24 protein-coding genes are annotated in these 25118 nt (G+C 65.1%); 13 read left to right on the forward strand and 11 right to left on the reverse strand.

The window, feature by feature from the left end; all coding sequences use genetic code 11:
* The first annotated feature begins 5 nt into the window (after positions 1 to 5).
* The 7 genes from ACFOSU_RS19035 (at position 6) to ACFOSU_RS19065 (ending at position 6290) form a co-directional block, all read left to right on the forward strand.
* Positions 6 to 962 carry a DUF4340 domain-containing protein gene (locus ACFOSU_RS19035; protein ID WP_380691522.1) on the forward strand — a complete coding sequence of 319 codons (957 nt, stop codon included), beginning with the start codon at positions 6 to 8 and terminating at the stop codon, positions 960 to 962.
* Positions 963 to 1317: 355 nt separating this feature from the next.
* On the forward strand, positions 1318 to 2133 hold the full coding sequence (gene mutM / locus ACFOSU_RS19040) for a bifunctional DNA-formamidopyrimidine glycosylase/DNA-(apurinic or apyrimidinic site) lyase (protein WP_380691523.1): 816 nt from the start codon (positions 1318 to 1320) through the stop codon (positions 2131 to 2133).
* Between the two features lie 26 nt (positions 2134 to 2159).
* Positions 2160 to 3749 carry an FMN-binding glutamate synthase family protein gene (locus tag ACFOSU_RS19045; RefSeq protein ID WP_380691524.1) on the forward strand — a complete coding sequence of 530 codons (1590 nt, stop codon included), beginning with the start codon at positions 2160 to 2162 and terminating at the stop codon, positions 3747 to 3749.
* A gap of 55 nt (positions 3750 to 3804) precedes the next feature.
* Complete coding sequence (locus ACFOSU_RS19050; RefSeq protein WP_380691525.1) at positions 3805 to 4227, forward strand: YkvA family protein; 423 nt, start codon at positions 3805 to 3807, stop codon at positions 4225 to 4227.
* On the forward strand, positions 4227 to 5036 hold the full coding sequence (locus ACFOSU_RS19055; protein WP_380691526.1) for an SDR family NAD(P)-dependent oxidoreductase: 810 nt from the start codon (positions 4227 to 4229) through the stop codon (positions 5034 to 5036). The genes ACFOSU_RS19050 and ACFOSU_RS19055 overlap by 1 nt, the downstream gene beginning before the upstream one ends.
* A gap of 87 nt (positions 5037 to 5123) precedes the next feature.
* Complete coding sequence (locus ACFOSU_RS19060; protein ID WP_380691527.1) at positions 5124 to 5375, forward strand: GlsB/YeaQ/YmgE family stress response membrane protein; 252 nt, start codon at positions 5124 to 5126, stop codon at positions 5373 to 5375.
* Between the two features lie 261 nt (positions 5376 to 5636).
* Positions 5637 to 6290: a hypothetical protein gene (locus tag ACFOSU_RS19065; RefSeq protein WP_380691528.1), complete on the forward strand. Its 654-nt coding sequence runs from the start codon at positions 5637 to 5639 to the stop codon at positions 6288 to 6290.
* On the opposite strand, the gene ACFOSU_RS19070 is transcribed toward ACFOSU_RS19065, so the two are convergent.
* The 4 genes from ACFOSU_RS19070 to ACFOSU_RS19085 all read right to left on the reverse strand — a co-directional run bounded on the left by ACFOSU_RS19070 (position 6291) and on the right by ACFOSU_RS19085 (position 10217).
* Positions 6291 to 6725, reverse strand: a complete 435-nt coding sequence (locus tag ACFOSU_RS19070) for a PaaI family thioesterase (protein ID WP_380691529.1) — start codon at positions 6723 to 6725, stop codon at positions 6291 to 6293. It lies immediately after the preceding gene.
* A gap of 49 nt (positions 6726 to 6774) precedes the next feature.
* Complete coding sequence (locus ACFOSU_RS19075; protein WP_380691530.1) at positions 6775 to 7506, reverse strand: sulfite exporter TauE/SafE family protein; 732 nt, start codon at positions 7504 to 7506, stop codon at positions 6775 to 6777.
* 90 nt (positions 7507 to 7596) lie between these two features.
* Positions 7597 to 7995: a hypothetical protein gene (locus ACFOSU_RS19080; protein ID WP_380691531.1), complete on the reverse strand. Its 399-nt coding sequence runs from the start codon at positions 7993 to 7995 to the stop codon at positions 7597 to 7599.
* A gap of 65 nt (positions 7996 to 8060) precedes the next feature.
* Positions 8061 to 10217, reverse strand: a complete 2157-nt coding sequence (locus ACFOSU_RS19085) for an FAD-dependent oxidoreductase (RefSeq protein ID WP_380691532.1) — start codon at positions 10215 to 10217, stop codon at positions 8061 to 8063.
* A 205-nt stretch (positions 10218 to 10422) separates the two neighbouring features.
* Here ACFOSU_RS19085 and ACFOSU_RS19090 point away from each other — a divergent pair, with 205 nt between their 5' ends.
* Entirely contained in the window at positions 10423 to 11496 is a 1074-nt protein-coding gene (locus tag ACFOSU_RS19090; protein WP_380691533.1) for a 3-deoxy-7-phosphoheptulonate synthase, read from the forward strand.
* A 119-nt stretch (positions 11497 to 11615) separates the two neighbouring features.
* On the opposite strand, the gene ACFOSU_RS19095 is transcribed toward ACFOSU_RS19090, so the two are convergent.
* A complete protein-coding gene (locus ACFOSU_RS19095; protein WP_380691534.1) occupies positions 11616 to 12170 on the reverse strand; it encodes a 2,4'-dihydroxyacetophenone dioxygenase family protein in 555 nt (184 codons plus the stop codon).
* A 78-nt stretch (positions 12171 to 12248) separates the two neighbouring features.
* Positions 12249 to 14261: an SDR family oxidoreductase gene (locus ACFOSU_RS19100; protein ID WP_380691535.1), complete on the reverse strand. Its 2013-nt coding sequence runs from the start codon at positions 14259 to 14261 to the stop codon at positions 12249 to 12251.
* A gap of 180 nt (positions 14262 to 14441) precedes the next feature.
* On the opposite strand from ACFOSU_RS19100, the gene ACFOSU_RS19105 reads away from it, so the two are divergent.
* Positions 14442 to 14783, forward strand: coding sequence for a histidine triad nucleotide-binding protein (locus ACFOSU_RS19105; protein ID WP_380691536.1), 342 nt, complete (start codon positions 14442 to 14444; stop codon positions 14781 to 14783).
* 215 nt (positions 14784 to 14998) lie between these two features.
* Positions 14999 to 15868, forward strand: coding sequence for a GTP cyclohydrolase FolE2 (gene folE2 / locus ACFOSU_RS19110; protein WP_380691537.1), 870 nt, complete (start codon positions 14999 to 15001; stop codon positions 15866 to 15868).
* 438 nt (positions 15869 to 16306) lie between these two features.
* Here folE2 and ACFOSU_RS19115 read toward each other — a convergent pair whose 3' ends face one another.
* Positions 16307 to 16993: a hypothetical protein gene (locus ACFOSU_RS19115; RefSeq protein WP_380691538.1), complete on the reverse strand. Its 687-nt coding sequence runs from the start codon at positions 16991 to 16993 to the stop codon at positions 16307 to 16309.
* Between the two features lie 146 nt (positions 16994 to 17139).
* Between ACFOSU_RS19115 and lexA the strand changes: the two genes are divergently transcribed.
* Positions 17140 to 17778 carry a transcriptional repressor LexA gene (gene lexA, locus ACFOSU_RS19120; protein WP_380691540.1) on the forward strand — a complete coding sequence of 213 codons (639 nt, stop codon included), beginning with the start codon at positions 17140 to 17142 and terminating at the stop codon, positions 17776 to 17778.
* A 66-nt stretch (positions 17779 to 17844) separates the two neighbouring features.
* Here lexA and ACFOSU_RS19125 read toward each other — a convergent pair whose 3' ends face one another.
* From ACFOSU_RS19125 to ACFOSU_RS19140, 4 genes are all read right to left on the reverse strand, one after another.
* On the reverse strand, positions 17845 to 18828 hold the full coding sequence (locus ACFOSU_RS19125) for an OmpA family protein (RefSeq protein ID WP_380691541.1): 984 nt from the start codon (positions 18826 to 18828) through the stop codon (positions 17845 to 17847).
* Positions 18825 to 19316, reverse strand: coding sequence for a hypothetical protein (locus tag ACFOSU_RS19130; protein WP_380691542.1), 492 nt, complete (start codon positions 19314 to 19316; stop codon positions 18825 to 18827). Before ACFOSU_RS19130 ends, ACFOSU_RS19125 begins: the two co-directional genes overlap by 4 nt.
* A 111-nt stretch (positions 19317 to 19427) precedes the next feature.
* On the reverse strand, positions 19428 to 20093 hold the full coding sequence (gene murU, locus ACFOSU_RS19135) for an N-acetylmuramate alpha-1-phosphate uridylyltransferase MurU (RefSeq protein ID WP_380691543.1): 666 nt from the start codon (positions 20091 to 20093) through the stop codon (positions 19428 to 19430).
* On the reverse strand, positions 20090 to 21079 hold the full coding sequence (locus tag ACFOSU_RS19140; RefSeq protein ID WP_380691544.1) for an aminoglycoside phosphotransferase family protein: 990 nt from the start codon (positions 21077 to 21079) through the stop codon (positions 20090 to 20092). The genes murU and ACFOSU_RS19140 overlap by 4 nt, the downstream gene beginning before the upstream one ends.
* Before the next feature lie 191 nt (positions 21080 to 21270).
* Here ACFOSU_RS19140 and ACFOSU_RS19145 point away from each other — a divergent pair, with 191 nt between their 5' ends.
* Together ACFOSU_RS19145 and ACFOSU_RS19150 are read left to right on the forward strand one after the other, a co-directional pair.
* A complete protein-coding gene (locus ACFOSU_RS19145; RefSeq protein ID WP_380691546.1) occupies positions 21271 to 23655 on the forward strand; it encodes an LPS-assembly protein LptD in 2385 nt (794 codons plus the stop codon).
* Positions 23652 to 25067: a peptidylprolyl isomerase gene (locus tag ACFOSU_RS19150; protein ID WP_380691547.1), complete on the forward strand. Its 1416-nt coding sequence runs from the start codon at positions 23652 to 23654 to the stop codon at positions 25065 to 25067. Before ACFOSU_RS19145 ends, ACFOSU_RS19150 begins: the two co-directional genes overlap by 4 nt.
* Positions 25068 to 25118 lie beyond the last annotated feature (51 nt).

Consider the following 25118-nt stretch of genomic DNA (forward strand, 5'->3'; position numbering starts at 1 on the left):
CGATCATGCGCAAACGCATCATTTTCAACGTGGTACTGATTCTGGGCGTGGTCGCGCTCGGCGCCGCGCTGTGGTTTACCCGCCCCGGCCCTCCGCCGGCCCGCGAGACGGTCAGCGCGCTGGCGCCCGGCGAGATCTCGCATATCGAGGTGCATACGCGCGACAACGTGATCGAGCTGGCACGCGATGAAGACAACGGCCGCTGGCGCATGATCGAACCCGCGCAGGCACGCGCCGACGCCACCCGCATCGCCGCGCTGCTCGAACTCGCGGCGCGTACCCCCGAACATCGCTACGCACGCGACGCCGTCGCTGCCGACAAGACCGGCGTGGACGACGCCGATCTGACCCTGCGTTTCAACGACGAGGCGCCGATTGCGATTGGCCATGAAGGCCCCAGCCCCGGCACCCGCTATGTACGCACCGCCCATGCCCTGCTGCTGGTCAAGAGCGGCCATCTGGAGGAACAGCCGCTGGGCTGGACGCGCTGGATCGCGCCGGGCCTGCTCGCCGCCGACGCGCGCCTGACCCGGCTCACACTGCCGCGGGCCACCCTCACCCGCAGCGATAACGGCGGCTGGCAGGTCGTGCCCGCGAACGCCGATCGCGGCGCCGACTATGCCCAGGCCACCATCGATGCCTGGCACTACAGCCGCGCGCTGGCGGTCGAACCACTGGATGCGTCACGCGAACGCATCGCCCGGGTGACGCTGCAGTTCGCCGATGAACCCGCGCGCCATCTGGACGTGATTGCCCGCGCACCGGAACTGGTGTTGCGCGACGCGGCGCTGGGCGTGGACTACCACATGGCCGCCAACCAGGCCGGCCCGCTGCTCGACATGCAGCATCCGGACATCCTGCGCCAGTCGCGCGGCAATGATCTGCAGCCGTCGGCGATTCCGCTGACCGACCCGGGTGCGAATACCGAGCCGCCGGCGGAAGGCAGTTCGTCCGCGAATTAAGGACCAATAAAACATCGGTGATCCGTTGTTCCGCGTATCGTCGACCACGTTTTGAAATCACGCCTCGGCAAGGCCGGCCGGCATAGCTTTACCCGCCGATTCACGCAGATATGGACTGCGGACCGAAGATAGCGAAGAGAGAAAATACGAGCCTCTATCGCGAGTTATCGGCCGTCCGCCTCCGAACGACCCGACATCGCACCGGCGTGCCTATCGGTCATTTGAATCGGCGTCATCTGCGCAATCTGCGGATAAATGACTTCTCTCTTGGAGTTGCGTTTGTCGGCGCGCGAGGCAAACGAACTATCCTTTGATCGATCGTCATGCGCCAGACGCCACATGGCAAAATAACGCGATGCCCGAACTCCCCGAAGTCGAAACCACGCGCGCCGGTATCGAGCCGCATGTGCGCGGCCAGCAAGTGCGTACCGTCATCGTGCGCCAGCCACAGCTGCGCTGGCCGGTGTCGGCGGCGCTCGCCGAAGTGCTGCCGGGCCAGATCATCCACGCGGTGCACCGGCGCGCCAAATACCTGTTGTTCGAGGCCGAAACCGGACATGTCTGCCTGCATCTGGGCATGTCGGGACGGCTGCGGCTGGTGCCGGCCGACACCCCCGTCGCGACCCACGATCACGTCGATATCGTGTTCGAGAACGACATGGCGATGCGCTTCAACGACGCGCGCCGTTTCGGCTCGCTGTTCTGGCTCGACGGCGATCCGCAGGCCTTTTCGCTGCTCGCGCATCTGGGCCCGGAGCCGCTCTCGGAAGCCTTCGACGGCGACTGGCTGCACACCCGATCGCGTGGCCGGCGCGCGCCGGTGAAGACCTTCATCATGGACAGCGCGACGGTGGTCGGCGTGGGCAATATCTATGCCTGCGAAGCGCTGCACGCGGCCGGCATCCACCCGCGACGGGCGGCCGGGCGGATCAGCCGCTCGCGCTATCGAACCCTGGCCGCCGCGATCAAGCAGGTGCTGCGCGATGCCATCATCGCCGGCGGCACCACGCTGCGCGATTACATCGGCGTGGACGGCGATACCGGCTATTTTCAGCTGCGCCTGGCGGCCTACGGTCGTACCGGCGCGCCCTGCCCGCGCGGCTGCGGCCCGATCCGTCGCGAGATCATCGGCCAGCGCAGCACGTTTTTCTGCCCGGTGTGCCAGCGTTGACCGGGAACATGGCTTAGGATGACGCGATGCGTTATCTAGCACTGTTCGTCGCCGCCCTTGCCACGCTGGGGTTCGGCTTCCTGAGTCTGGGCCTGCCCCGTTACTTCGGCCTGTTCTTCCTGATCAGCGCGGTGTTCCTGCTCGTGGGCCTGCGCGACCTGTTCCAGAAGGGCCATGCGCTGCTGCGCAACTATCCGCTGCTGGCGCATTTCCGCTGGGCGATCGAGGCGATCCGCCCGGAAATTCGCCAGTACCTGCTGGAATCGGATACCGAGGCCACCCCGTTCTCCCGCGAGCAGCGCTCGCAGGTGTATCAGCGCGCCAAGAACGTCAACGACGCCGACGCCTTCGGCACCGAACAGAACGTCTACGCCGAGGGCCACGAGTGGCTGGTGCATTCGATCGCGGCGAAGACGCCCTCCGAGACGCCGCCACGGGTACGCATCGGCGGGCCGCAGTGCACGCAACCGTATGAAGCCTCGACCCTGAATATCTCGGCGATGAGCTTCGGCTCGCTCTCGGCCAACGCGATCCGGGCCATGAACAAGGGCGCGGCGATGGGCGGCTTTGCCCACGACACCGGCGAAGGCTCGATCTCGCGGCATCACCGCGAATTCGGCGGCGATCTGATCTGGGAGATCGGCAGCGGCTATTTCGGCTGCCGGCGCGAGGACGGCGGCTTCGACCGCGACCAGTTCGTCGAACGCGCCGCCAACGATCAGGTCAAGATGATCGAGATCAAGCTGTCGCAGGGCGCCAAGCCCGGTCATGGCGGCGTGCTGCCGGGCTCAAAGGTCACCGCCGAAATCGCCGAGGCGCGCGGCGTGCCCATCGGCCAGACCTGTATTTCGCCGGCCGCGCACAGCGCCTTCTCGACGCCCGCCGAAATGATGGAATTCATCGCCGATCTGCGCGCGGGCGCGAACGGCAAGCCGGTGGGTTTCAAACTTTGCATCGGCCATGGCTGGCAGTTCATGTCGCTGGCCAAGGCCATGATCGAGACCGGCATCACACCGGATTTCATCGTCATCGACGGCGCCGAGGGCGGCACCGGCGCCGCGCCGCTGGAACTGGCCGACAATGTCGGCACGCCGCTGCGCGAAGGGCTGGTGTGGGCACACAACACGCTGGTGGGCGCGGGTCTGCGCGAGCACATCCGGCTCGGCGCCTCGGGCAAGATCACCTCCGGCTTTCGCATGGCCGCCAACATGGCGCTGGGCGCGGACTGGTGCAACTCCGCGCGCGGGTTCATGTTCGCGGTCGGCTGCGTGCAGTCCGAGTCCTGCCATACCGATCGCTGCCCGACCGGCGTGGCCACTCAGAACAAATGGCGCCAGCGCGCGGTGGTCGTCCCGGAAAAAGCCGAGCGGGTCTATCATTTTCATCGGCGCACGGTCGCCGCGATGCAGGAAGTGGTGGCCACCGTGGGGCTCGATCATCCCGGCCAGCTCAGGCCCGAGCATCTGTGCCGACGCACCACCGATTCGGAGATTCACACCGCGGACGATGTCTATCGTTTCCTGGATACCGGCGAACTGCTCACCGCGACCGGCGACGGCCGCTACGAGAAAGCCTGGCGGCGCGCCCAGGCGCACAGTTTCCTGCCGATGCGCTAGTCTGTGGTGAGACCCACCGCGATGTAATCAGCGGTACGACCGAGGAGGCCATGACATGCGCATACCCAGTTTCCGGCGGCCATCGCAGCCGCCGCAGTCGGTCGAACAGATCCGTACTTACGAAAACCAGTATTCGAGCACCCGCTTCTGGAACAAGGTGTCGAAAGTGGCCAGCCGGGCCGGCTACGAGCTGCTCGAAAAAGCACTGTGGCTGCACTATGCCGCGCAGCGGCCGAACACGCCGGCCTGGGCGCGCGCCACCGCCTACGGCGCGCTGGGCTATTTCATCCTGCCGTTCGACGCCATCCCCGACTGGCTGTTCGGCATGGGCCTGACCGACGATCTGGGCGCGCTGACGCTGGCGGTGGTGACCCTGTCGCAATACATCGACCACGACGTGCGTCGACGCACCTCGCAGAAACTCGATACCTGGTTCGACCGGCCCGCCCACCGGCGTCCCGTGCAGCCGGTCAAGTAATGGCGGCGCGTGATTTTACCGGCCGCACGGTACTGGTCACCGGCGCCTCGCGGGGCGTGGGCGAGGCCACCGCACGTGCGTTCGCGCGCGCCGGTGCGAAGGTGTTGATCGCGGCCCGCGGCGCCGAACGGCTGCAGGCGGTCGCCGCCGATATGGGCGCGACGCCGATCGTTGCCGACATCGCCACCGGCGCGGGCTGCACCCGGCTCATCGCCGACAGCGTAGCGGTGCACGGCGGCCTCGATATCCTGATCAACAACGCCGGCTGTCATCACCGTGGACCGGTGACCGGGCTCGAGGCCGATGCCCTCGCCGAGATGGTGGACACCAACCTGCGCGCGCCGCTGATGCTCACCCGTCTGGCCCTGCCGTATCTGCAGGCATCAAGCGCGGCCGCGGTGGTCAATGTGGCCTCCATCGCCGGGCAGATGCCGCTCGCGGGCAGCGCGACCTATTCCGCGACCAAGTTCGGGCTGCGGGCGTTCACCCATGCCCTGGCCGAAGAACTGGCCGACACCGCCATCCACGTCAGCGTGGTGTCACCAGGGCCGATCGCCACCGACTTCATCCTCGGCGATATCGATGCCGTCTCCGACATCACGTTCTCCCAGCCGATGAGCACACCAGAGCAGATTGCCGACCTGATTCTGGCCTGTGCGGCCGACGGACGGGTGGAACGCAGCCGCCCGGCGATCAGCCGGGTCATGGCCACTGCCGGCTATCTGATCCCGGCCCTGCCGCGCGCGCTGCACCCGTTGCTCGCCGCCCGCGGCCGACGCGCCAAGGCCCGTTATCGCCGCGATAGCTGAACTCGACGTGGCAGCCGCAATGACTTGCGCCTGTAACTGACTTGAGCGCACAGTGATGACGATTACCAAAACGAAAAGGACGTATTTATGGGTATCATCGCTTGGATCATCTTCGGCCTCATCGCCGGCGCCATCGCGAAGCTGATCATGCCGGGCGACGACCCGGGCGGCATCATCGTGACCATCATCATCGGTATCCTCGGTGCCGTGGTCGGTGGTTTCATTGCCACCGCGCTCGGCTTCGGCGCGGTCGGTGGCTTCAATATCGGCAGTTTCATCGTCGCCATCCTTGGCGCGATTCTGCTGCTGTGGCTCTACCGCGTGGTGAAATCCCGCTGATCGGGCAGCCATGCTCGTAAACGGGGGCCGGCGCATTGCGATGCGCCGGCCTTTTTTCATGGCGGCCGCTGAACCGCGGCCCACGATGACTCACGCGATGACGTTCAAGGCGGTGCCCGTTACAGCGACCGCCAATGTCTGCGGCTGGCCGGGTGAGGCACTCATACCGCGGGCCCGCACCAGGCCAGAGAAGGGCAACGTCTCGAGCGCTGGCCCGCACACCGCACAATCGCGACCGCGAATTGCCACCCGAAAGCCCTCATGAGCATTACGACAATCGTTTTCCTGCTGATCGCGGCCCTTGGCGTGGCGCTACTGGTACGGGCCATGGCCCGGCTGCGCCGGCGCCGCCTGCTGGCTGCCGGCCGCAGCGGCATGGGCGGCTGCCTGTGTCTGGCCCTGGCCGCGCTCGCGCTGGCGATCGTCGCCAATCTGCATACCTATCAGCGCCTGAGTCATGAGCAGCCGGTCGCACAGCTGCAGTTCACCAGGCTGGGCCCACAGCACTATCGCGCCATGCTCACCAGCGCCGACCAGCGCCTGCGAATCGTCGATCTGGAAGGCGATCAGTGGCAGCTCGACGCCCGTGTGCTCAAATGGCGGGCGTTTGCCAATCTGCTGGGGTTCGACGCCCTGTACCGGCTCGATCGGCTGTCGGGCCGCTATGCCGACGTCGCCGACACCAACAGCCGGCCCGGCCGCGCCGCGGCCCTGCATGCCGAGGATCCGTGGATCAACGCCTACGCGCTGGCCAATCGGCTGCCACGGTGGGCCGGCCTGATCGACGCCGAGTACGGCAGCGCGAGCTACCTGCCGATGGCCGACGGCGCGGCCTTCGAGGTCGCCCTGACGCAGAGCGGACTGGTCGCCCGCCCGGTCAACGACGCCGCGCGCAAGGCCGTGCGTCGCTGGTAGCTAGCCAACCCCGCTGGTGGCTGTGGTCATGCGCGCATATGCGCCGCTGACGTGGGCCACGAGGGTGTCGAAATCCTGCGAGAACAATTCCACGCGGCAGGTCACGCTGCGCCGGCCGGCGCGCAGGATATGCGCCCGAGCCAGCACGTCCGCGGCGCGCGGCCGGCGCAGGAAATCGATATGAAAATGACTGGTCACCGCATATTCGCCGTCGGGCACATGCGCGATGATGGCGGCATACATGGCCGCATCCGCGGCCGTCATCAGCACCGGGCCGGAAATGGTATCGCCCAGCCGGGTCATGCCGTCGTTGTAGGGCAGCCGGATATCGGCGGATTCCGTGCCCACCGCCAGCACCTCGAAATGCGGCTGCGTGGGCACGCCCACGTTGCGGCGCACCACCGCTTCGATCTGATCGGGCGTCATCAACGCCATGAGTTGCTCCTCGTTCGCTGTTGTTGTCGAAGGCGCGCAACCGCCGCGCTCATGCCAGCAGTCCGCTGGCGCCGTCCCAGGCCAGCTTAAGCGACAGCAGCAGCAGGATCACACGGAACAGCTGGCGAAAACGGGCTTCCGAGAAAAACCCCACCAGCTGTCGCCCGATCACCGCCCCGACAATCGCGGCGATCACCATCGGCACAAGCAGATCCAGACGCGCCAGCACGTTGTAGCCGTTGGCCCAGAACGCGGCGATCTTGAGCGCGTGGCCACACATCTGGGCGGCGGCCATGGTCGCGATGACCTGCTCCTTGCGCCAGTCGTCACGCAGGAAGAACGGCGCGACCAGGATGCCGGTGGCCCCAACCAGCGGCCCGAGCATGCCGGAGATCAGCCCGGCGAACAGCAGGCCCGCGCGCCCGTGCATGCGCAATTTCACTGCCCACGACGGCCAGATACCCATGGCCACGAACGCCGCGATGACCAGCCGGATCCAGTCGGGGTTGGCGTCCACCACCAGCGGCGCGACGATGAACGGCCCGGGTATGGCGGTAAGCAGAAACAGGCCGAGTGCGCGCCCGTTGATATGCGGCGCGTAGACCACACTGCGCGAGGCATTCGAGCCCAGTTGCACGCCCGCGTGCAGGGGCAGCGCCAGCGCCGGCGGCATGCCTACGGCGAACAGGGTCGCGATCAGGATCGCGCCGCCACCCAGGCCCGCCATGCCGGAGAGCACAGCGGTGAACAGGGCAGCGAGGGTCAGGAACACGACGGACATTCAGCCAGTATGAATGACGCACGCCCCGAACATCGCCGCTATGCCGACGTGCGGTCCATCGTAGTCCGGAATCCGATCTTTCGCCGGACGCTAACGCCCCAGCGTGAATCGATCGGCGTCGCGCAGCAGGAACAGTGCGATACAGCCTGCCCACATCGGCCAGGCCGCGAAGAACAGCAGATTCGGACCCTCGAACGGCGCCAGATATTTACCGAACGATGCCAGCGTCGACCCGCCGTGTATCAGCAACACCAGTCCGTAGCTCCAGGTCCTCGCGATACCGGCTACGAACGCCAGCAGAATGAGGAGTTCGATCGCCCCGAGCAGCCAGACCACGGCAGTTCCGACGCCTCCGATACCGTAGAAGGCCTGAAATATGCCCGATGCATGGCCTGGATTGAGGAACTTGTCGATCACCCACATGAGGATCGCGAAGAATACGCTCAGGCGCAGCAAAAGCAGACTAATGGCGAGATTGTTGTTCGGCATGATTTGTTCTGGTGCTCTTGTTGGGCGGGCGGCGTACGAGCCGCGGCTTCAGGTGGGTCTGACGGCTATCGCCGCCAGGCGTGCAAACGGGTCAGCCACGGAAATACCCATTCGGGAGCGTGGGCTTTCTTCCATTCGCCGGCCGCGAACTTGTTCGCCTCGGCGAGCGTGGGATAGGCATGGATGGTCGACAGAATCTTGTTCAGACCGATGCCCTGTTTCATGGCGGTCACGAACTCGGTGATCAGCTCGCCGGCCGCCTCGCCGACAATGGTCGCTCCCAGCACCGTGTCCTTGCCCGGCACGGTCAGCACCTTGACCACGCCCGAGGTGGCCGATTCGGCGATGGCGCGATCGAGCTCGGCCAGGTCGTAGCGGGTGACCTCGTATTCGATATCCGCCGCCCGCGCCGACTGTTCGTTGTGCCCGACATGGGCCACCTGCGGATCGGTGAACGTGCACCAGGGGAGTTTGGCGTAGTCGATCGCAAACGACTTGAACGTCCCGAACAGGGCGTTGACGGTCGCATGCCAGGCTTCGTGCGAGGCAGCATGGGTGAGCTGATAGCCGTCGATGGCGTCGCCACAGGCATAGACCGTGGGCAGGTTCGTCTGCAGACGTTCATTGACCGCGATCCGGCCGTCGCGGGCGATGCCCAGCTCTTCCAGCCCCATGCCCGTGGTGCGGGCCCGGCGGCCCACCGCGACCAGCACGCGGTCGACCACGATGTCGACATCGCCGGCGGCGGCCTCGCAGCGCAGGTGGACGCCGTGCTGGTCGCGGCGTGCGCGGGTCACCTTGTGCTCGAGCCGCAGGTCGATGCCCTCACCGGTGAACAGCTCGGCCATCTGTACACCGATATCCTCGTCCTCCACCGAGAGCAGGCGCTGTTCCTGCTCTATGAGCGTGACCCGGCTGCCCAGACGCGCGAAGGCCTGGGCCATCTCGCAGCCGATCGGCCCGGCGCCCATCACCGCGAGACGTTCGGGCAGTTCGGTCAGATCCCAGAGATTATCGGACGTGAGAACGTCGATATCGGCCAGGCCGTCGATCGGCGGCACGAACGGCGCCGCGCCGGTGGCGAGTACGATATTGCGGGCGGTAAGCCGCCGGCCGTCGTCGATTTCCACGGTCCATGGATCGATCAGGCGCGCGCCGGCCTTGATGCAATCCACCCCGAGCGACTCGAAGCGCTCGACCGAGTCGTGCGGTGCAATCGTTGCCACCACCGACTTCACCCGCGCCATCACGTCTGCGAATTCGAATTCCGCGCTGGCGTGGCGAATGCCATAGCGCTCGCTGTTCCGGATCTCGTGCATGAGCTTGGCGGTGCGGATCAGCGCCTTGGATGGCACACAGCCCGTGTTCAGACAGTCGCCGCCCATCTCGCCCTTCTCGATGAGGGTGACCTTCGCCTTGACCGTGGCCGCGATCAACGCCGAGACCAGCCCCGCCGAGCCGGCGCCGATGACGATCACGTTGCGATCGAAATGCGAGGGTTTGCTATGGCCCTTGAGGGCCTTGCGGGCGGCGAACGCGTCCAGCGTCTTGCGCGCGATCAGCGGAAACAGCCCCAGCAGCACGAACGAACCGATCAGCCCCGGCGACAGCACGCCGGACAGCGACTGCAGTTGCCCGAGCTGGGTGCCGGCGTTCACGTAGACGATGGTGCCGGCGAGCATGCCCAACTGGCTGACCCAGTAGAAGGTGCGCACGGGAATCGGCGTCAGGCCCATGGCCAGATTGATCACGAAGAACGGAAACACCGGCACCAGCCGCAGCGCGAAAAGATAGAACGCGCCGTCCTTGTCCACGCCCCGGTTGAGCGCGGCCAGCCGGCGCCCGAACTTCTTCTGCACGCTATCGCGCAATACGAACCGGGCCATCAGAAACGCCAGCGTCGCGCCAATGGCCGAGGCGAATGACACCAGCAGCACCCCTTCGACGAGCCCGAACAGGGCGCCGCCGACGAGCGTCATGACGGCCGCGCCGGGCACGGACAGTGCGGTCACCAGCACGTAGATCAGGAAAAATCCGCCGGCGGCCAACAGCGGATTGCTCGCCACCAGTGCCCCGAGCGCGCTGCGCTGACTTTCGAAACAACCCAGGCTGAACAGCTTGCCGCTGCAGGCCCCGCCCAGGTACTGGCCCGGGTCGAGCAGGAAGTAAGCGGTCACGAGGCCGATGGCAATCAATGCCAGAAGGATACGAGAGACAGTCATGAAACAACCCTTTACGAGGTGGCGGCGACGCGGTGAGCGGATATAGCGCGTGTTTTCCGGCGCGCCCGACAGAGCATACCGGCTGCGATCGGCCGTATTCATCACGGCCCTTGCGGGCGCCTGCGACCCGGTCACGGGTAACGTCTGCTAGAATCGCGCCTTATTTTTCGCGGTGTTTTCACGCCGGACCGGGCCCCGATTCACCATGCACGAAACAGACAACTTACGTATCAAAGGGATACAGGAATTGATTTCTTCGCAGGCGCTGCTCGAAGAGCTGCCGGTGAGCGAGGCAGCATCGACGACGGTGTACGACACGCGCACGGCAATCCAGAATATCCTGCACGGTGACGACGACCGCCTGCTGGTGGTGGTCGGCCCCTGCTCGATCCACGACGTCGATGCCGCCCTCGACTACGCGAAGAAGCTCAAGACCGCCCGTAAAGCCTACGCGCGCGATCTGCTGATCGTGATGCGGGTCTATTTCGAAAAACCCCGCACCACCGTGGGCTGGAAAGGCCTGATCAACGATCCGGACATGGACGACTCGTTCCAGATCAACAAGGGCATCCGGCGCGCTCGCGAGCTCCTGCTCACCCTGGCCGAGGACGACATGCCGGCCGGCGTCGAGTTCCTCGATCTGATCAGCCCGCAGTATCTGGCGGATCTCGTATCCTGGGGCGCGATCGGCGCGCGCACGACCGAATCCCAGGGGCATCGCGAACTGGCCTCGGGCCTGTCCTGCCCGGTCGGGTTCAAGAACGGCACCGGCGGCTCGATCAAGATCGCCGTGGACGCGGTGGGCGCGGCTCATCACCCGCATCACTTCCTGTCGCTGACCAAGGAAGGCCAGTCCGCGATCTTCGCCACCGAAGGCAACCGCGACACGCATATCATCCTGCGTGGCGGCGCCAACGGCCCGAACTACGACGCCGACTCGGTCGCCGGCGCGGTCGCCCTGCTCGGCCAGGCACAGCTGGCGGGCCGCCTGATGATCGACTTCTCGCATGCCAACAGCCGCAAGCAGCACAAGAAGCAGCTGGAAGTCGGCCACGACGTCGGCGGCCAGATCGCGGCCGGCAGCCGTGCCGTGTTCGGCGTGATGATCGAATCGCACCTCAAGGAAGGCAACCAGAAGCTCGTGCCCGGCGTGGCGCCGGAATATGGCGTATCGATCACCGACGCCTGCCTGCACTGGGAAGACACCGAGAAACTGCTGGCCGACCTGGCGCATGCGGTGGCCGAGCGTCGCGACCTGAAGAACGGCGACGACGACTGAGGCGATTCACTCGCGCCAGTCGGCAACGCCCGAGACGCTGAAGTCAAAAGGCGCCGCAGCATTCGCTGCGGCGCCTTTTATCGTTCATGGGTCGGCGCATGCAGGCGAGTCGCCGGCAATCAGCGCATGAACCGTTCCACGTAGTCGGCGCCCAGGCCGACCCGTTCATAGTGACGGCGCGCGTTGTCCAGCTTGGTGAACACGTCCTCGTAGCCCATCGCCTTGCCGTAGGGGTCGACGTAGGTGTAACCGCCGGTGACATGAAACAGCGTCACCATCTCTTCGACGCCCTCGGGCACGACCAGCGTGTGGGTCTCGCCCGGCGGCTCGAAGGCGTAGTCGCCTTCGGTGGCGACCCAGTCGTGCTCGAGATAATGCCAGGACCCGCGCAGCGTGAACGTATGCACCGGGCCCGTATGCCGATGACGCGAGAGCACGCCCGAGCCGCGCACCCTTAGGATATTCACGTAATAGCCCTGGCTGACGCACAGCACCAGCGGCTTGAAGGCGACATCGTCGGACTGCGCCACCCACTCGCGTTCGTCACCGTCGAGCCGGAGCGCGTCGCCGATGAACACGTCGGCCATCATGCCGGTGGGCTGCGGCAGCTGATATGCCACCTTGCTGTTGTCCCGCGTCTGCGACGGCGGGTCGGCCGGGGCCGCTTCGGACATCGTCATTCTCCTGTTGAGAGCAGCCGGCGATGCGATGTCGCGTGCCAGCCGGCCGCCAATACCGTCATCGGCTCCCGCCTACCAGTAAGGCCCGGGCAGCAGCGCCGCCAGCACGCGGCCGGGGATGTTGGGCTTCTGGTCCTGCTCGCGCATCGCCTTGCGCCCGCGCGCGGCCTTGGACGAGGGAAACATGTGAAAGGCCTTGTGCAGCACGAAGTCGTTGACCTTGGGCCACAGCGCATAGCTGATCTGCGCGGTGGTACCCAGCGGCGAGGCGATACGCTTGGGTTTTTCCAGGATCGCGCAGACGATCATGTCGCCCGCCTGTTCCGGCGTGAGCGTGGGCACGTAGTCGTAGATCTTGGTGGGCGCGATCATCGGCGTGCGCACCAGCGGCATGTAGATGGTCGTCAGGTTGATATTGCGTGAACCCACCTCGGGCGACAGGCAGCGCGAAAACGCGTCCAGCGCCGACTTGGAGGCGACATAGGCCGAGAAGCGCGGCACGTTGGTCAGACAGCCGATGCTCGAGATGTTGATGATATGCCCGGTGCGTCGTTTCGCCATCGACGGCAGCAGATTGAAGATCATCCGGATCGCGCCGAAATAATTGAGCTGCATCGTGCGCTCGTAATCGTGGAAGCGATTCAGCGATTCGAACACCGACCGGCGAATGGAATGACCGGCGTTGTTGATGAGCACGTCGACATGGTGATGCTCTTTCAGAATCTGCGCGGTGCAGGCGTCGATGTCCGCAATCTTGTACAGATCGCAGGGATAGGCAAATGCCTGACCGCCCATCTTCTCGATGACGGCACGGGTCTCCTCCAGCTTGGCCGGGGTGCGCGCGATCATGCATATCTTGGCGCCGGCCTTGGCCAGCTTCTTCGCCGCCATGAAGCCGATGCCGCTGGACGCGCCGGTGATCACCACCACCTTGCCCTGCATACGGCGCAGCAGCGCCTCGGGGATCTGCACGTCGTAGTCCATATGCATTTCCCAGTAATTCCACAGGATTTCGGCGTAATCCTGCAGCGGCGGGCACTTGATGCCGCTGCCCTTGAGGGCGGCGCGGGTATTGGCGTCGTCGAAGGTGGCCCGATTGTTCACGTAGCCCAGGATCGACAGCGGCACACCGAGCGCCTTGGACAGGCGTTTTTCCATCCACTCCGCCATCGGCAGACGGCCCGCCAGGCGCTTGAGCTGATGCTCGATCGAGGCTGGCCATTCGTGGGTGGGCAGATTACGCACGATATCCGGCCCGTGCGCGGCGCGCATGAAGGTGCGCAGCATTTCCCCGGCGGTGGGCGGCTGATCCTGAATCAGGAAGAACGCGCGGCCGTCTAGGTTCTTCTTGTGGGCGATATGCACCATCGCATCGACCACGTAATCCACCGGCGCCACCGGCATTTGCCCGCCCTGGATGCCCAGCAGCGGCAGCCATTTCGGCACCTTGTCGCGGATCCGCTTGATCGGCTTGAACAAATAATACGGCCCGTCGATCTTGTCCATCTCGCCGGTTCTGGAATGGCCGACCACCATGCCGGGGCGGTAGATACGCCACGGCACCGTGCAGTGCTCGCGCACGATCGCTTCCGACTGGAACTTGGTCCGGTAGTAGGGATGCCGCACGCTCTGGCCTTCATCGAACATGTCGTCCGTGAAAACACCTTCATAGTCGGCGCCGGCAATGGCCACCGACGACACATGATGAAAACACGGCGCAGGCCCGGTCTCGCCGGCCAGCGCCGCGGTCAGGGCGACGATATTGGCCGTGCCCTCGTTGTTGACACGATCGGCCTGGGCATCCGACATGTTCATGTCGTAGACCGCGGCGAGGTGGAACACATGCGCGATCTCGCCGCTGAGATGCGCCAGTGCCGCGGCGTCGATCACGCCCTTGCGGGTAATGTCGCCCCAGACCGGGATCAACCGATCCTCGGTCGCCCCCAGACGCTCGCACAGGCCCTCGAAGCGATCGGCGCTCGACCGACGCATGAGCACATAAACCGTCGCACCGCGCCGCTCGAGTAGCTTTTCGATAAGAAAGCGCCCGATAAAACCGGTCGCGCCGGTCACAAGATATTTCATTTATTTCATTGCCTTGGTCGTTTATCAGCCTCGCCCGCCCCGCCGTCGGGGACTGGCCGCATATATGACGTTAAACCGAGCGGAGCCTGCAACGCTACTGGCGGGCGTCTCGGTGTTCGTCCCCGCTTCTGCCACAATGCGGTCGTGAATGAACGGCCCGCCACAGCGAAAGGACTTCCCATGAGCGAGACCATCTTTTCCAAGATCATCAACCGCGAGATCAAGGCCGACATCGTGCATGAGGACGATCAGTGCCTGGCGTTTCGAGACGTCAACCCACAGGCGCCGATGCATATTCTGGTCATTCCGAAAAAGCCGATCGACATGCTCTCGAACGCGGATGACGATGATCAGACACTGCTTGGCCACCTTCTGCTCACCGCGCGTAATATTGCCGCCGACGAGGGCTATGGCGACGCCTTTCGTCTGGTGATGAATAACGGCGAAGCCGTCGGTCAGACGGTCTTTCATCTGCATGTCCACGTGCTCGGCGGCCGCGATTTTACCTGGCCGCCCGGCTAGCCGGGTACGGCGCGGGCCCGCCCTGCCGACAACACGCTCTTGTGGTGGCATGACCGAGCTCGATCGCCCGCTTTGAGCGGGCTGCTCTTGTGCTCTACAGCATTGCCCCCATCGACAGGGCTCTGACGGTTTTGTCGCTGCTTGGCCTGCGCGCTATCATGGCGGGCTCAAACCGACGGGCCCGTCGATTCTTATTAGACCCGGATGGCATTCAGATGAGCACTGTTGCAAAAACCCAGAGCGCCCGCGTGAGCGCGCAAGATGCGCCGGCGCGCTCGGACAGTCAGTCCAGCGACCAGATCGAGGACGTTCAGGGACGCGCCGATCCGCGCCATCTGGCGATCAACAAGGTCGGCATCTGCGACATCCGCCATCCGGTGTCGATCGCCCAGCGCGTCGGCGGCCATCAGAGCACCGTCGCCACGTTCGGCATGTATGTGAATCTGCCCCATCATTTCAAGGGCACCCACATGTCGCGCTTCGTGCAGATTCTCAACGCCCACGAACACCAGATCACGGTCGACTCGTTCAAGTGCATGCTCGGGGAAATGACCGAACGCCTGGAGGCCGACAACGGGCATATCGAGATGTCCTTCCCCTATTTCGTCGACAAGTACGCGCCGGTCACGCGCGAAAAAGGCGTGATGGACTACAACGTCAATTTCATCGGCAACCAGCGTGGCCAAAAGACCGAACTCTACGTCGAAGTGAAGGTCCCGGTGACCACGCTGTGCCCCTGCTCCAAGGATATTTCCGACTACGGCGCCCATAACCAGCGCTCACTGATCACCATCCGGGTACGCGCCGAGAAATTCTTCTGGCTGGAAGAACTGATCGATATCGCCGAATCGGAGGCGTCCTGCGAGCTGTTCGGCATTCTCAAGCGTGTCGACGAGAAAGCGGTCACCGAACGCGCCTACGAAAATCCCAAATTCGTGGAAGACGTCGTGCGCGATATCGCTACCCGTCTGAACGACGACGAACGGTTCCGCTATTACGTGGTGGAGTCGGAGAATTTTGAATCAATCCATAATCATTCGGCCTACGCGATGATCGAGCAGGATAAGGACGCCCCGGCCGCATAGGGCTACGTTCGATTCAAAATCAGCCAGATTCAGCGAACGCATCCCGCGGCTGCACCGCGGGAACCCTGCTTGAATCACTGAACAGTCCGGCTTCTCGTCAATCCACAACCACTCCGCCTACGTGATGATTGAACAGGACAAGGACGCCCCGGCCTCATAAGGCTGCGTTCTAGTCGAAGTCCCGCATACGTCGGCAAGCGCATCCCGCCGCAATGCAGCGGGAACGCCGCTGAATCTACAAATCGGCGGCCGCTCGCCGGGTCACAGCTCATTTCAGGCGAGATCGCTTTCGTGTCGGGTTGGTCCCGGCCCACGGCCCGCTGGCGGGCAATCGATTGCCACGCTCGCAGCGCGAACAAGCCGGCCACAAAAAAGCCCGGCCAACACAGGGTGACCGGGCTTTGCGCCCGTTGCAGGGCGCGCTTTTACAGGCCTGTACTAGCTGGCGCTGCTATCGCTGCTATCGCTGCTGTCGCTATTGCCGGCGGTGCTGGTGCTGGCCGTCGACGCCGCGGTCTTGGCCTTGCTGGCGGTGGTGCGCTTACGCGCGGTCGCCGGCTTGCTGGCCGTGGCCGACTTCGTGCGCGTGCTTGCGGTCGTCGCCTTGCGGGTGGACGCGGTCTTGCGCTTGGCCGTGCTCTTGGCGGCGGCCGGCTTTTTCGCCGCCGTTGCCGTGGTCGAGGCGGCACGCTTGGCCGGGGTGGCCTTCTTGCGCGTCGTGGCCGTCTTCTTGGCCTTGGCGGGCGCGCTGCTCAGCTTGCCGAGCACCGACTTGTAACCACTGCTGACCACGTCGGTCAGCTCGTTACCGGTACGAACCAGCAGATCGATGGTGTCCTTGTAGGCGGACACGATCTGGTCGCGGCCGTTGGGCACGTAGGTCTGCGGGTTGCGCGCGACCTTGCGCACGCCGTCGGTGCGGGCCTTGTCGAAGCTGGCCTTGGCTGCGGCGAACACGTTCTTGGCGGCGCCGATTTCCGTATTGGCGAGCGTATGACCGTTCTTGGTGACAACACCGACGGCCTTGCGCTGCGCATCGACATACGCCTTGAAGGCGTCCTGATACTGCTTGCCGGCCGTCTCGACACGGCTGCGTACGTCCGAAACGATTTCCTGAATTTTCATTACTGGCCCTCTCACAATGTGATTTATTTTCGTTTGCTGCGCTGCAGCAATGAGCAAATGCTAGGAGTTCACGGCGCCAATGTCAAACATCGTGATCGCTGTCAAGTCTATTGCGCGCGAGCAGTGAAACTGGATATATTTACAGTATGGAAGAACTCACAGCGAAACAGCGGCGTGTCTATGTTTTCATCCGCGACACCATCGCTGCGCGTCAGACACCGCCGACACGGGCCGAGATCGCCGAGGCGTTGGGTTTTGCGTCGGCCAACGCGGCACAGGCTCATCTGAGGACGCTGGAAAACAAGGGCTTCATCGAACTCAATGCACGCCGTAGCCGTGGTATCCGGCTGGTTACGCCCGACGATGCCAGCGACGAGCCGTTCACGCAGAGCAGTGCCGGCGCACTATCGCTGGCCGTGGTCGGGCGGGTGGCCGCCGGCGCGCCGATACTCGCGCTGGAACACGTGGAGCGTCGCTGCCGGGTCAGCGCCGATCTGTTCTCTGCGCGCCCGGATTATCTGCTGCGCGTGACCGGCGACAGCATGATCGGCGCCGGTATCCTCGACGGCGACCTGCTGGCCGTTCGCACCGCCCCGGAGGTGCGCCCGGGCGATATCGCGGTATTTCGCTGGGACGACGAAGTCACGGTGAAACGCTTTGCCCGCGACGGCCAGACCGCGCGCCTGATCGCCGAAAACCCGCGCTACGAGGACATCGTGATCGACACCACGCGAGAGACCCTCAGCCTCGAAGGTCTGGCGGTTGGCGTGATCCGAAACCTCTAGGCCTTGCATCTTACGGCGGCGCTATCGTAGTCGCGCCGCCGCTCGGTCTTCAGACCTGAATCGACGCTACGATCCGGAACCTGCCTGCTGGGCGGCCTGGCTGTCCGGCCCCGGCACGATGACGGCCTCGATGCGTCGATTGGCGCGGCGGCCCTCCGGCGTATCGTTGGACGCAATCGGCCGCGTGTCGCCGAAACCGCGCGCACCGATACGACGGGCCTCGACGCCGTTTTCGACGAGCGTGCGGGCCACCGAGCGCGCACGCGCCGACGACAGTGCCAGATTGAAGGCGCGGACCTGATCGGCGTGCGTGGGCGCCTGCTCTTCGAGGCCGGGATTGGCCTTGACGAAACGCTGAATGGAGGCATCGCCGGGCGCGACGTTATCGGTATGCCCGAGGATGGCCACGCCGTACTTCGGGTTGTCGCGCATCACCGCGGCCAGGCGCTGCACCACCGCGCGCGATGGCGCGGTCAGACGCGCGGTGCCGGTTTCGAAGGCGACGTCACCCAGGCGATCGGGAATGACGCGCTTGCCCAGCAGATTGGCGCCGGACCCGGCGATGCCGGTGGCTGCCGTGCCGCCCTGCATCGTCTGAGCCGGCTGCGACTCGATCTGCTGATTGAGCTGTTCCAGATTGATCTCGCGTATCGCCGTATAGCGCGCGATTTCCGCCAGCCGCTGGGCCCGGTGCGCGTCGTCGGCAACATCGGCCAGTTTGTCGACCGGTCGCCGCTTGCGATCGGCGATCTTTTCCCAACCGGCATCGGCTTTCGCCAGCGCGGCCTCGGCCTGGGCCAGCGCGTCGGCGTCATAGGACTCGACCCGATCCTGGGCGCGGGCCTGGTCGACGGCACGGCGCGCATCCTCCAGCGGCGTGAATTCAACGCCGGCGCCGGCACGCGTGCGCTCAACCTGGCTTTCCCAGGCCGCATTCTGGGCGTTCACGCCCACCAGCGCCGGGCTCGGCGGCACCGGATCAGCCGTGACCAGCGCACAGCCTGCGAACAGAGGAAGAACCGCAAGCGTGGTTATGAGTACGCGCTTCATGGCGTGCCCCCGGTCGGCGTCATCGGCGGATTGGTGGTGGCGTTCATCTCGGTATTGGCAGGCGCGCGACCGGCACCGCCGCTTTGGCCTCGCAACTCACCGAGCTTGGACTGCACGGCCTTGGCCTGGGTCTGAACCAGGGCCGAGCGGGCATCGAGCTCGGCCGCGGCAACCAATCGGTCCACGCGCGATTTTTCGCCGTTGTTGAGCGGGCGCCGGGCACGCGCCGCGTCGTAGAGAATATCGCGGGCGGTGGCGATGCGCCGGCGTGACGCATCGACCACGCGCGGGGCAAATGTGTCGGCCTGGGCGGCCCGCGCCTTGGCCAACGCCTGCTCCGCCGGCGCGAGCACACTTTCATCCGGCGCGCTCGGCGCCTTGATAGCGCCGCCGGCACAGCCGGTGGCGACGGCGATCACGACCACCAGCGCGATCGATGGCACTGAGCGGGCGAAAAATCGCGCTGAACTGGGACGACTGGCCGGCATGCGGCATCTCCGTTCAAGAAATCGAAACACCGGCGCTTTCGACGCCGCCACCGGGCCTGACGACGGCCCGGGAGGCCGGATTCTAACAGCGCAGGGGCCTCGCGCCGAAAATCAGGCCCGCATCGCCCACGCCCGCGCCGCCTCGAGCGCGCTCGGCCGACCGACATCGATCCAGCCGCCGGCGTGATATTCACCGCTCGCGAGCCCGGCCGCCAATGCTTCGCGTATGACCGCAACCAGTGGGAAACGTTGCACGCCGCGCCCCGCGAACGACGCCGGCGTGTACACCCCCACTCCGGCATAGGTCAGCCGCGGCTCGGCGTCGACCAGACGGCCATCGCTCAGTCCGAAATCGCCGGCCGCGTGGTGCTCGGGGTTGTCGACCAGCACCGTGTGCACGCGCGCCGTGGCCGGCACATCGCGAAGCTGTGCATAGTCGAAATCGGTGAACACGTCGGCGCTGATCAGCGCAAACGGCGCCTCGCCCAGCAACGCCAGGGCATTGCAGACCCCACCGCCGGTATCCAGCGCCCCGGGGGTTTCGCGACTGTAGACAATGCGCAGCCCCCAGCGCGAGCCGTCGCCCAGCGCCGCGATGATCTGCTCGCCGAGATAGGCGACGTTGATCACGACCTCCTCGAACCCGGCCTCGGCCAGCGCCTGCAGATGGTGCCCGATCAGCGGCTGGCCGCCGACGTCGATGAGCGGCTTCGGGGTGTGGTCGGTGAGCGGGCGCAGGCGTTCGCCGCGGCCGGCGGCCAGGATCATCGCCTTCATGGCGCGCGCCGGGCGAGCAGCGGAGCCAACGGCGCGAGGGCATCGAAGCGCTCGACCACCGGTAACAGATAGTCGATGAAGCGCGGGGTATCGGTGAGGTATCGCGGTTTGCCGTCGCGATGGGCGATGCGCGCGAAAATCCCCAGCACCTTGATATGACGCTGGGCGCCCATCAGTGCCAGATCCCGGGTGAAGTGGTCATAGTCGTCGCCCACCGAGATGCCGCGGGCACGTGCGGCGTCCCAGTAGTGGCGCACCCAGCCGTCGATCCGCGCCGCCGGCCAGCTGATGAAGGCATCGCGGAACAGGCTGGCGACGTCGTAGGTCACCGGGCCATAGCGCGCGTCCTGGAAATCGAGCACGCCGGGCAGCGGATGGCTGATCATGAGATTGCGCGGCATGTAGTCGCGATGCACATAGACCCGCGGCTGAGCACAGACGTTGTCGAGAATGAAGGCGAACGCGGCGTCGATATCGGCGTTCTCGCTCGCGCTCGGCGTATAGACCAGATGCCGCGCCAGATACCAGTCGCGAAACAGTTCCAGCTCGGCGGCGAGCGTGGCCCGATCGTAGTCGGGCAGCACGCCGGGGCGACTGGCCTGCTGCCAGTCGATCAGGGCGCCGATGGCCGAGCCGAACAGCGCATCGGCATTATCGGTATCGAGCACGTCGAGAAACGTGCGCGACCCGAGATCGGTGAGCAGCAGAAAACCGTTTTCCACGTCATGGGCGAGCACCCGTGGCACGTTCAGGCCGGCCGCCTGCATCTGCTTCGCAATGGCCACGAACGCATCGTTGTTTTCGCGCTCGGGTGGCGCATCCATGGCGATCCAGCTCTGCGTGGCCTGCTGCTCGGGGCGCAGCACCCGGAAATAGCGCCGGAAACTGGCGTCCGCCGAGGCCACCTCCCAGTCGGCTGCCCCTTCGAGCTGTGCCTGCACCCAGGCTTGCAGCGCAATGAAGCGCGCATCGTCGGGCAACGTCATGTCCATCCTCTGGTGGGTTCATGCACCGCCGCGGGGCGGCCGCACATTGCGAGCGCGCGCGGGGGTGCGCATAATCGAGCGCGATAGGGGGTTCGCTTGCGAACACAACCGCTTACTGCGGCGCCTCGATGATCGCATCGTGTCGCGTCTCGTCGTATCAACTGGTCCAATATCCCGCCGTGATCCGTAACGTGATTGATTATTCCGGTCGTCGTCGCAGCCTGTATCCGGGCCAGCGTGTTTTCAGCACGCCCTTTATTGTAGGCGCCTCGCTGGTCTGCACCGGCATGCTGGTGGCAGAGCCTAGCATTGCCGCGGAAATGGGGTGTCCGGTCGCGCCGCCACCGATGACGCTGCCCGAGGCCAGCGCCGAATCCACGCTCGTCGCCGATCAGGCCAGCTTGCAGAACGAAGTCGCCGAGGCCACCGGCAACGTGCGCCTGGAGCGCAACGGCCAGGCGCTGGAGGCGCCGTTCGTGCGCTACGACCGCAAGACCGGCGAAGCGCGCGCGCGTGACGGGCTCAAGTATTACCGACCGGGCCTGTTCCTGACCGCCGACAACGGCGACGTACAGGTCGACGACGAAACCGGCCAGTTCAACGGCGCGACCTATTCGATCATCACCAACGGCGGCCGCGGCGAAGCCGGCACGGTGACTTCGCTGGGCAACGGCAACTACGAGTTGACCGACGCCAACTACAGCACCTGCGCGGGCGAAACCAAGGCGTGGATGCTGTCCGCCAAGCGCATCAAACTCGATCGCGAGAAAGGCCGCGGCGAAGCCTTCAATTCGACCATGCGTTTCTACGGCGTGCCGGTGTTCTATTCGCCGTACCTGAATTTTCCGATCGACGACAAACGCCACACCGGCGTGCTGCCGCCGACGATCGGGGCAAGCAGCGATTCCGGCTTCGAACTGGCCGTGCCCTACTACATCAATATCGCGCCCAACTACGATGCCACCATCGTGCCGCGCCTGCTGGCCGATCGCGGCCTGCAACTGGGCGGGCAGCTGCGCTATCTGTACGCCCATCACCGCGGTGAATTCGACGGCGAATACCTGCCCAGCGACAACAAGTACGGCGACGACCGCAGCCTGTTCCATTACGAGCACGTTGGCCGCTTCAATCCCTACGTCAGTATCGAGGCCAACTACACCCGGGTCAGCGACGGCAACTATTTCGACGACCTGAGCTCGGGTCTGTCGCGTACCTCCGGCTCCCAGCTCGAACGCGCGATTCGCCTGACCATGGCCGACACCGGCATCCGCTTCACGCTGCTGGCCCAGGACTTCCAGACGCTGGAAGAAAAAGACGACAACAACAGCGACAACAACTTCAACCGCGCGTTTACCAACGACCCGTATACACGGCTGCCGCAGGCGCGGCTGGAAATGCTGTCGCCGTCGTCGCCGTTCCAGGCCGGGCTCAACGCCGAGTTCTCCAACTTCAAGCGCGACGACGATATCGATGCATACCGTGTCGACGCCCAGCCGCGTCTGCTCTGGGGCGTGGATCAGGGCGGCTGGTACGCCAACAGCGAAGCCAACTATCGGGTGACTCAGTATCGCCTGCGTGGCTTCGACGATGCCCCGAACGTCGACGCCGGCGACTACGAGGACGATGTCATCACCCGTGACATTCCCCAGTTTCGTGCCGAGACCGGACTGCGCTTCGCGCGCACCTTCAACGAAGGCTGGGTACAGACGCTCGAGCCGCGGCTGCAGTATCTGTATACCGGCTATGAAGATCAGTCGAATATTCCGGTCTTCGACAGCGGCGTGGCCGATCTGCAGTTCGACCGCCTGTTCGCGGACAACCGGTTTGTCGGTTCCGACCGCATCGGCGATGCCAATCAGCTGACCGTCGGCGTGACCTCGCGCTTCATCTCGCCCGACAGCGGCCGCACCGTGGCCAAACTCGATCTCGGCCGCGTCACCGGGTTTCGCGATCTGCGCGTGAACGTGCCCACCAGCGGCGAAATCGGCTACGGCGAGCGCGGCTCGGATTATGTGGCCGGGGTCGAAATCCGGCCCACGCGCCATATCCGCGCCCGCACCACTGTCCAGTACGACCCCGACGACAGCCGCATCAACCGCGCGATCGCAGCCGCCAGCTACACCACCGACGCCGGCTATCAGCTCGATCTGGCCTACCGGCGTTATCGTGACTATCGTCCGTTGCGCCAGGCCAACAACAACGACAACACCATCGATATCGTGCCCGGCGAGTTCGAAAGCCTCGAGCAGACCGCCATCGGCGTGCGCGCGCCGGTCACCGCCAATCTGGACGTGCTCGGGCGCTGGAACTATTCGCTCGAGCGCAGTCAAAACGTAGAGACGCTGGCCGGGTTCGAATATCGGCCGTCGTGCTGTTGGGCCGGCCGCGTGGCATGGCGTCATTATGTCGCCGACGATGACGGCAGCTTCGATTCGGCCATCATGTTCCAGTTCGTACTCAACGGTCTGGGCCAGTTCGGCGAAACGGTGCGCTCCTTCGTGGACAACGATGTCTATGATTCAGAGGACACCAGCCGTCGCTCGAGCGACTCCTTTGATACCATCCGGTTCCCATGAAGACTCTCCTAACTCCTTTTCTCGCCGCGAGCACGCTCCCGCTGGTCCTGATGGCCACCGCCGTCAGCGCCCAGAGCACGTCCGCCGGCGCCCCGTCGCTCAGCGACTTTTCGTTATATTCCAACACCCAGAGCCTGGCGCCACAGGGCCCCAAGACGCTCGACAAGATCGTCGCCGTGGTCGGTGAGGACGTGGTGCTGGAAAGCGAGCTCGACACCGCGGTCAACCGCATCCGCGCCCGCGCCGGCCGGCGCGTCGATCAGATGCCGCCCAACGTGCTGCGCTCGCAGATTCTCGACCAGCTGATCATCACCAAGCTGCAGGTACAGCGCGCCGAGGAACGCAATATCCAGGTCACCGACCAGGAAATCGACGGCGGCATCGGACGCATCGCGCAGCAGAACAACATGAGCATGCAGCAGCTCGCGCAGGCGGTGGGCGCGGATGCCGGCATGAGCATGGAACAGTTGCGAGACCAGGTCCGCCAGGAACTGCTGGTGTCGAAACTGCGCCGCGAGGAAGTGATGTCCAAGGTGGTCGTGACCAACGACGACGTCGACCGCTATCTCGAAAACCAGTCGCTGCGCAGCTCGGACGAGCGCCAGTACCATATCCGCCAGATTCTGATCTCGTTGCCGGACGACGCGGACACCGCCTCGGTCGAGGCGGCGCGTGATCGCATCGAGGCACTGCGCCGGCAGATCGTCGACGGCGGCGCCAGCTTTGCCGATGTCGCCGAAGCCGAGTCCCAGGGCCAGAACGCGCCCGACGGCGGCGATCTGGGCTGGCTGGACGGTTCCTACATGCCCGAGATGTTCACCCAGGTGGTGCCCGCGATGCAGCCGGGTGACGTGAGCGCTGTCTTTCGCGGCGGCAGCGGCTTTCATCTCATCCAGCTCGAGGATGTGCGCGGCGGCGACGGCCTCGCCTCGGGCCAGAAGGTCATGGTCGAGGAAGTCGAGGCCAGCCATATCCTGCTCAAACCCAACGAGATCCGTGACACCCAGCGCACCCGCGACCTGGCGCGCCAGATCCGTGAACGCCTGGATGCGGGCGACGACTTCGCAGCACTGGCGCGCGAGTACTCCGACGACAACGCCACCGCCAATCAGGGCGGCGAGCTGGGCTGGGTACAGCCGGCGCGTTTCGACCCGGCCACGCAGCGGCAGATTTCGTCGCTGTCCAAGGGCGAGATCAGTCCGATCTTCCAGACCAACGAAGGCTATGAACTGCTCAAGGTCGAGGGCCGCCGCGAGAAGGACCAGACCCGCGAAGCGATTCGCAACCAGGCGCGTCGCGCCCTGGGCGAGCAGAAATCGTCCGAGGAAGGCGAGCTGTGGCTGCGCAAACTGCGCGATGAAGCCTATGTGGACATCCGCCTGCCCAACTATCAGCCGACCAGCGGTAGCTAGTGACCTGTTACGCAGAGACGCTTCACGATTTCGGCGCTTTTTCGCGCCATG

It is taken from the genome of Salinisphaera aquimarina (genome assembly GCF_042643355.1).
GTDB lineage: Bacteria > Pseudomonadota > Gammaproteobacteria > Nevskiales > Salinisphaeraceae > Salinisphaera > Salinisphaera aquimarina.

Coding starts and splice junctions, on each gene's coding strand:
- ACFOSU_RS19035 (WP_380691522.1), top strand. CDS start 6: ATGCGCAAACGCATCATTTTCAACGTGGTACTGATTCTGGGCGTGGTC.
- mutM (WP_380691523.1), top strand. CDS start 1,318: ATGCCCGAACTCCCCGAAGTCGAAACCACGCGCGCCGGTATCGAGCCG.
- ACFOSU_RS19045 (WP_380691524.1), top strand. CDS start 2,160: ATGCGTTATCTAGCACTGTTCGTCGCCGCCCTTGCCACGCTGGGGTTC.
- ACFOSU_RS19050 (WP_380691525.1), top strand. CDS start 3,805: ATGCGCATACCCAGTTTCCGGCGGCCATCGCAGCCGCCGCAGTCGGTC.
- ACFOSU_RS19055 (WP_380691526.1), top strand. CDS start 4,227: ATGGCGGCGCGTGATTTTACCGGCCGCACGGTACTGGTCACCGGCGCC.
- ACFOSU_RS19060 (WP_380691527.1), top strand. CDS start 5,124: ATGGGTATCATCGCTTGGATCATCTTCGGCCTCATCGCCGGCGCCATC.
- ACFOSU_RS19065 (WP_380691528.1), top strand. CDS start 5,637: ATGAGCATTACGACAATCGTTTTCCTGCTGATCGCGGCCCTTGGCGTG.
- ACFOSU_RS19070 (WP_380691529.1), bottom strand. CDS start 6,725: ATGGCGTTGATGACGCCCGATCAGATCGAAGCGGTGGTGCGCCGCAAC.
- ACFOSU_RS19075 (WP_380691530.1), bottom strand. CDS start 7,506: ATGTCCGTCGTGTTCCTGACCCTCGCTGCCCTGTTCACCGCTGTGCTC.
- ACFOSU_RS19080 (WP_380691531.1), bottom strand. CDS start 7,995: ATGCCGAACAACAATCTCGCCATTAGTCTGCTTTTGCTGCGCCTGAGC.
- ACFOSU_RS19085 (WP_380691532.1), bottom strand. CDS start 10,217: ATGACTGTCTCTCGTATCCTTCTGGCATTGATTGCCATCGGCCTCGTG.
- ACFOSU_RS19090 (WP_380691533.1), top strand. CDS start 10,423: ATGCACGAAACAGACAACTTACGTATCAAAGGGATACAGGAATTGATT.
- ACFOSU_RS19095 (WP_380691534.1), bottom strand. CDS start 12,170: ATGTCCGAAGCGGCCCCGGCCGACCCGCCGTCGCAGACGCGGGACAAC.
- ACFOSU_RS19100 (WP_380691535.1), bottom strand. CDS start 14,261: ATGAAATATCTTGTGACCGGCGCGACCGGTTTTATCGGGCGCTTTCTT.
- ACFOSU_RS19105 (WP_380691536.1), top strand. CDS start 14,442: ATGAGCGAGACCATCTTTTCCAAGATCATCAACCGCGAGATCAAGGCC.
- folE2 (WP_380691537.1), top strand. CDS start 14,999: ATGAGCACTGTTGCAAAAACCCAGAGCGCCCGCGTGAGCGCGCAAGAT.
- ACFOSU_RS19115 (WP_380691538.1), bottom strand. CDS start 16,993: ATGAAAATTCAGGAAATCGTTTCGGACGTACGCAGCCGTGTCGAGACG.
- lexA (WP_380691540.1), top strand. CDS start 17,140: ATGGAAGAACTCACAGCGAAACAGCGGCGTGTCTATGTTTTCATCCGC.
- ACFOSU_RS19125 (WP_380691541.1), bottom strand. CDS start 18,828: ATGAAGCGCGTACTCATAACCACGCTTGCGGTTCTTCCTCTGTTCGCA.
- ACFOSU_RS19130 (WP_380691542.1), bottom strand. CDS start 19,316: ATGCCGGCCAGTCGTCCCAGTTCAGCGCGATTTTTCGCCCGCTCAGTG.
- murU (WP_380691543.1), bottom strand. CDS start 20,093: ATGAAGGCGATGATCCTGGCCGCCGGCCGCGGCGAACGCCTGCGCCCG.
- ACFOSU_RS19140 (WP_380691544.1), bottom strand. CDS start 21,079: ATGACGTTGCCCGACGATGCGCGCTTCATTGCGCTGCAAGCCTGGGTG.
- ACFOSU_RS19150 (WP_380691547.1), top strand. CDS start 23,652: ATGAAGACTCTCCTAACTCCTTTTCTCGCCGCGAGCACGCTCCCGCTG.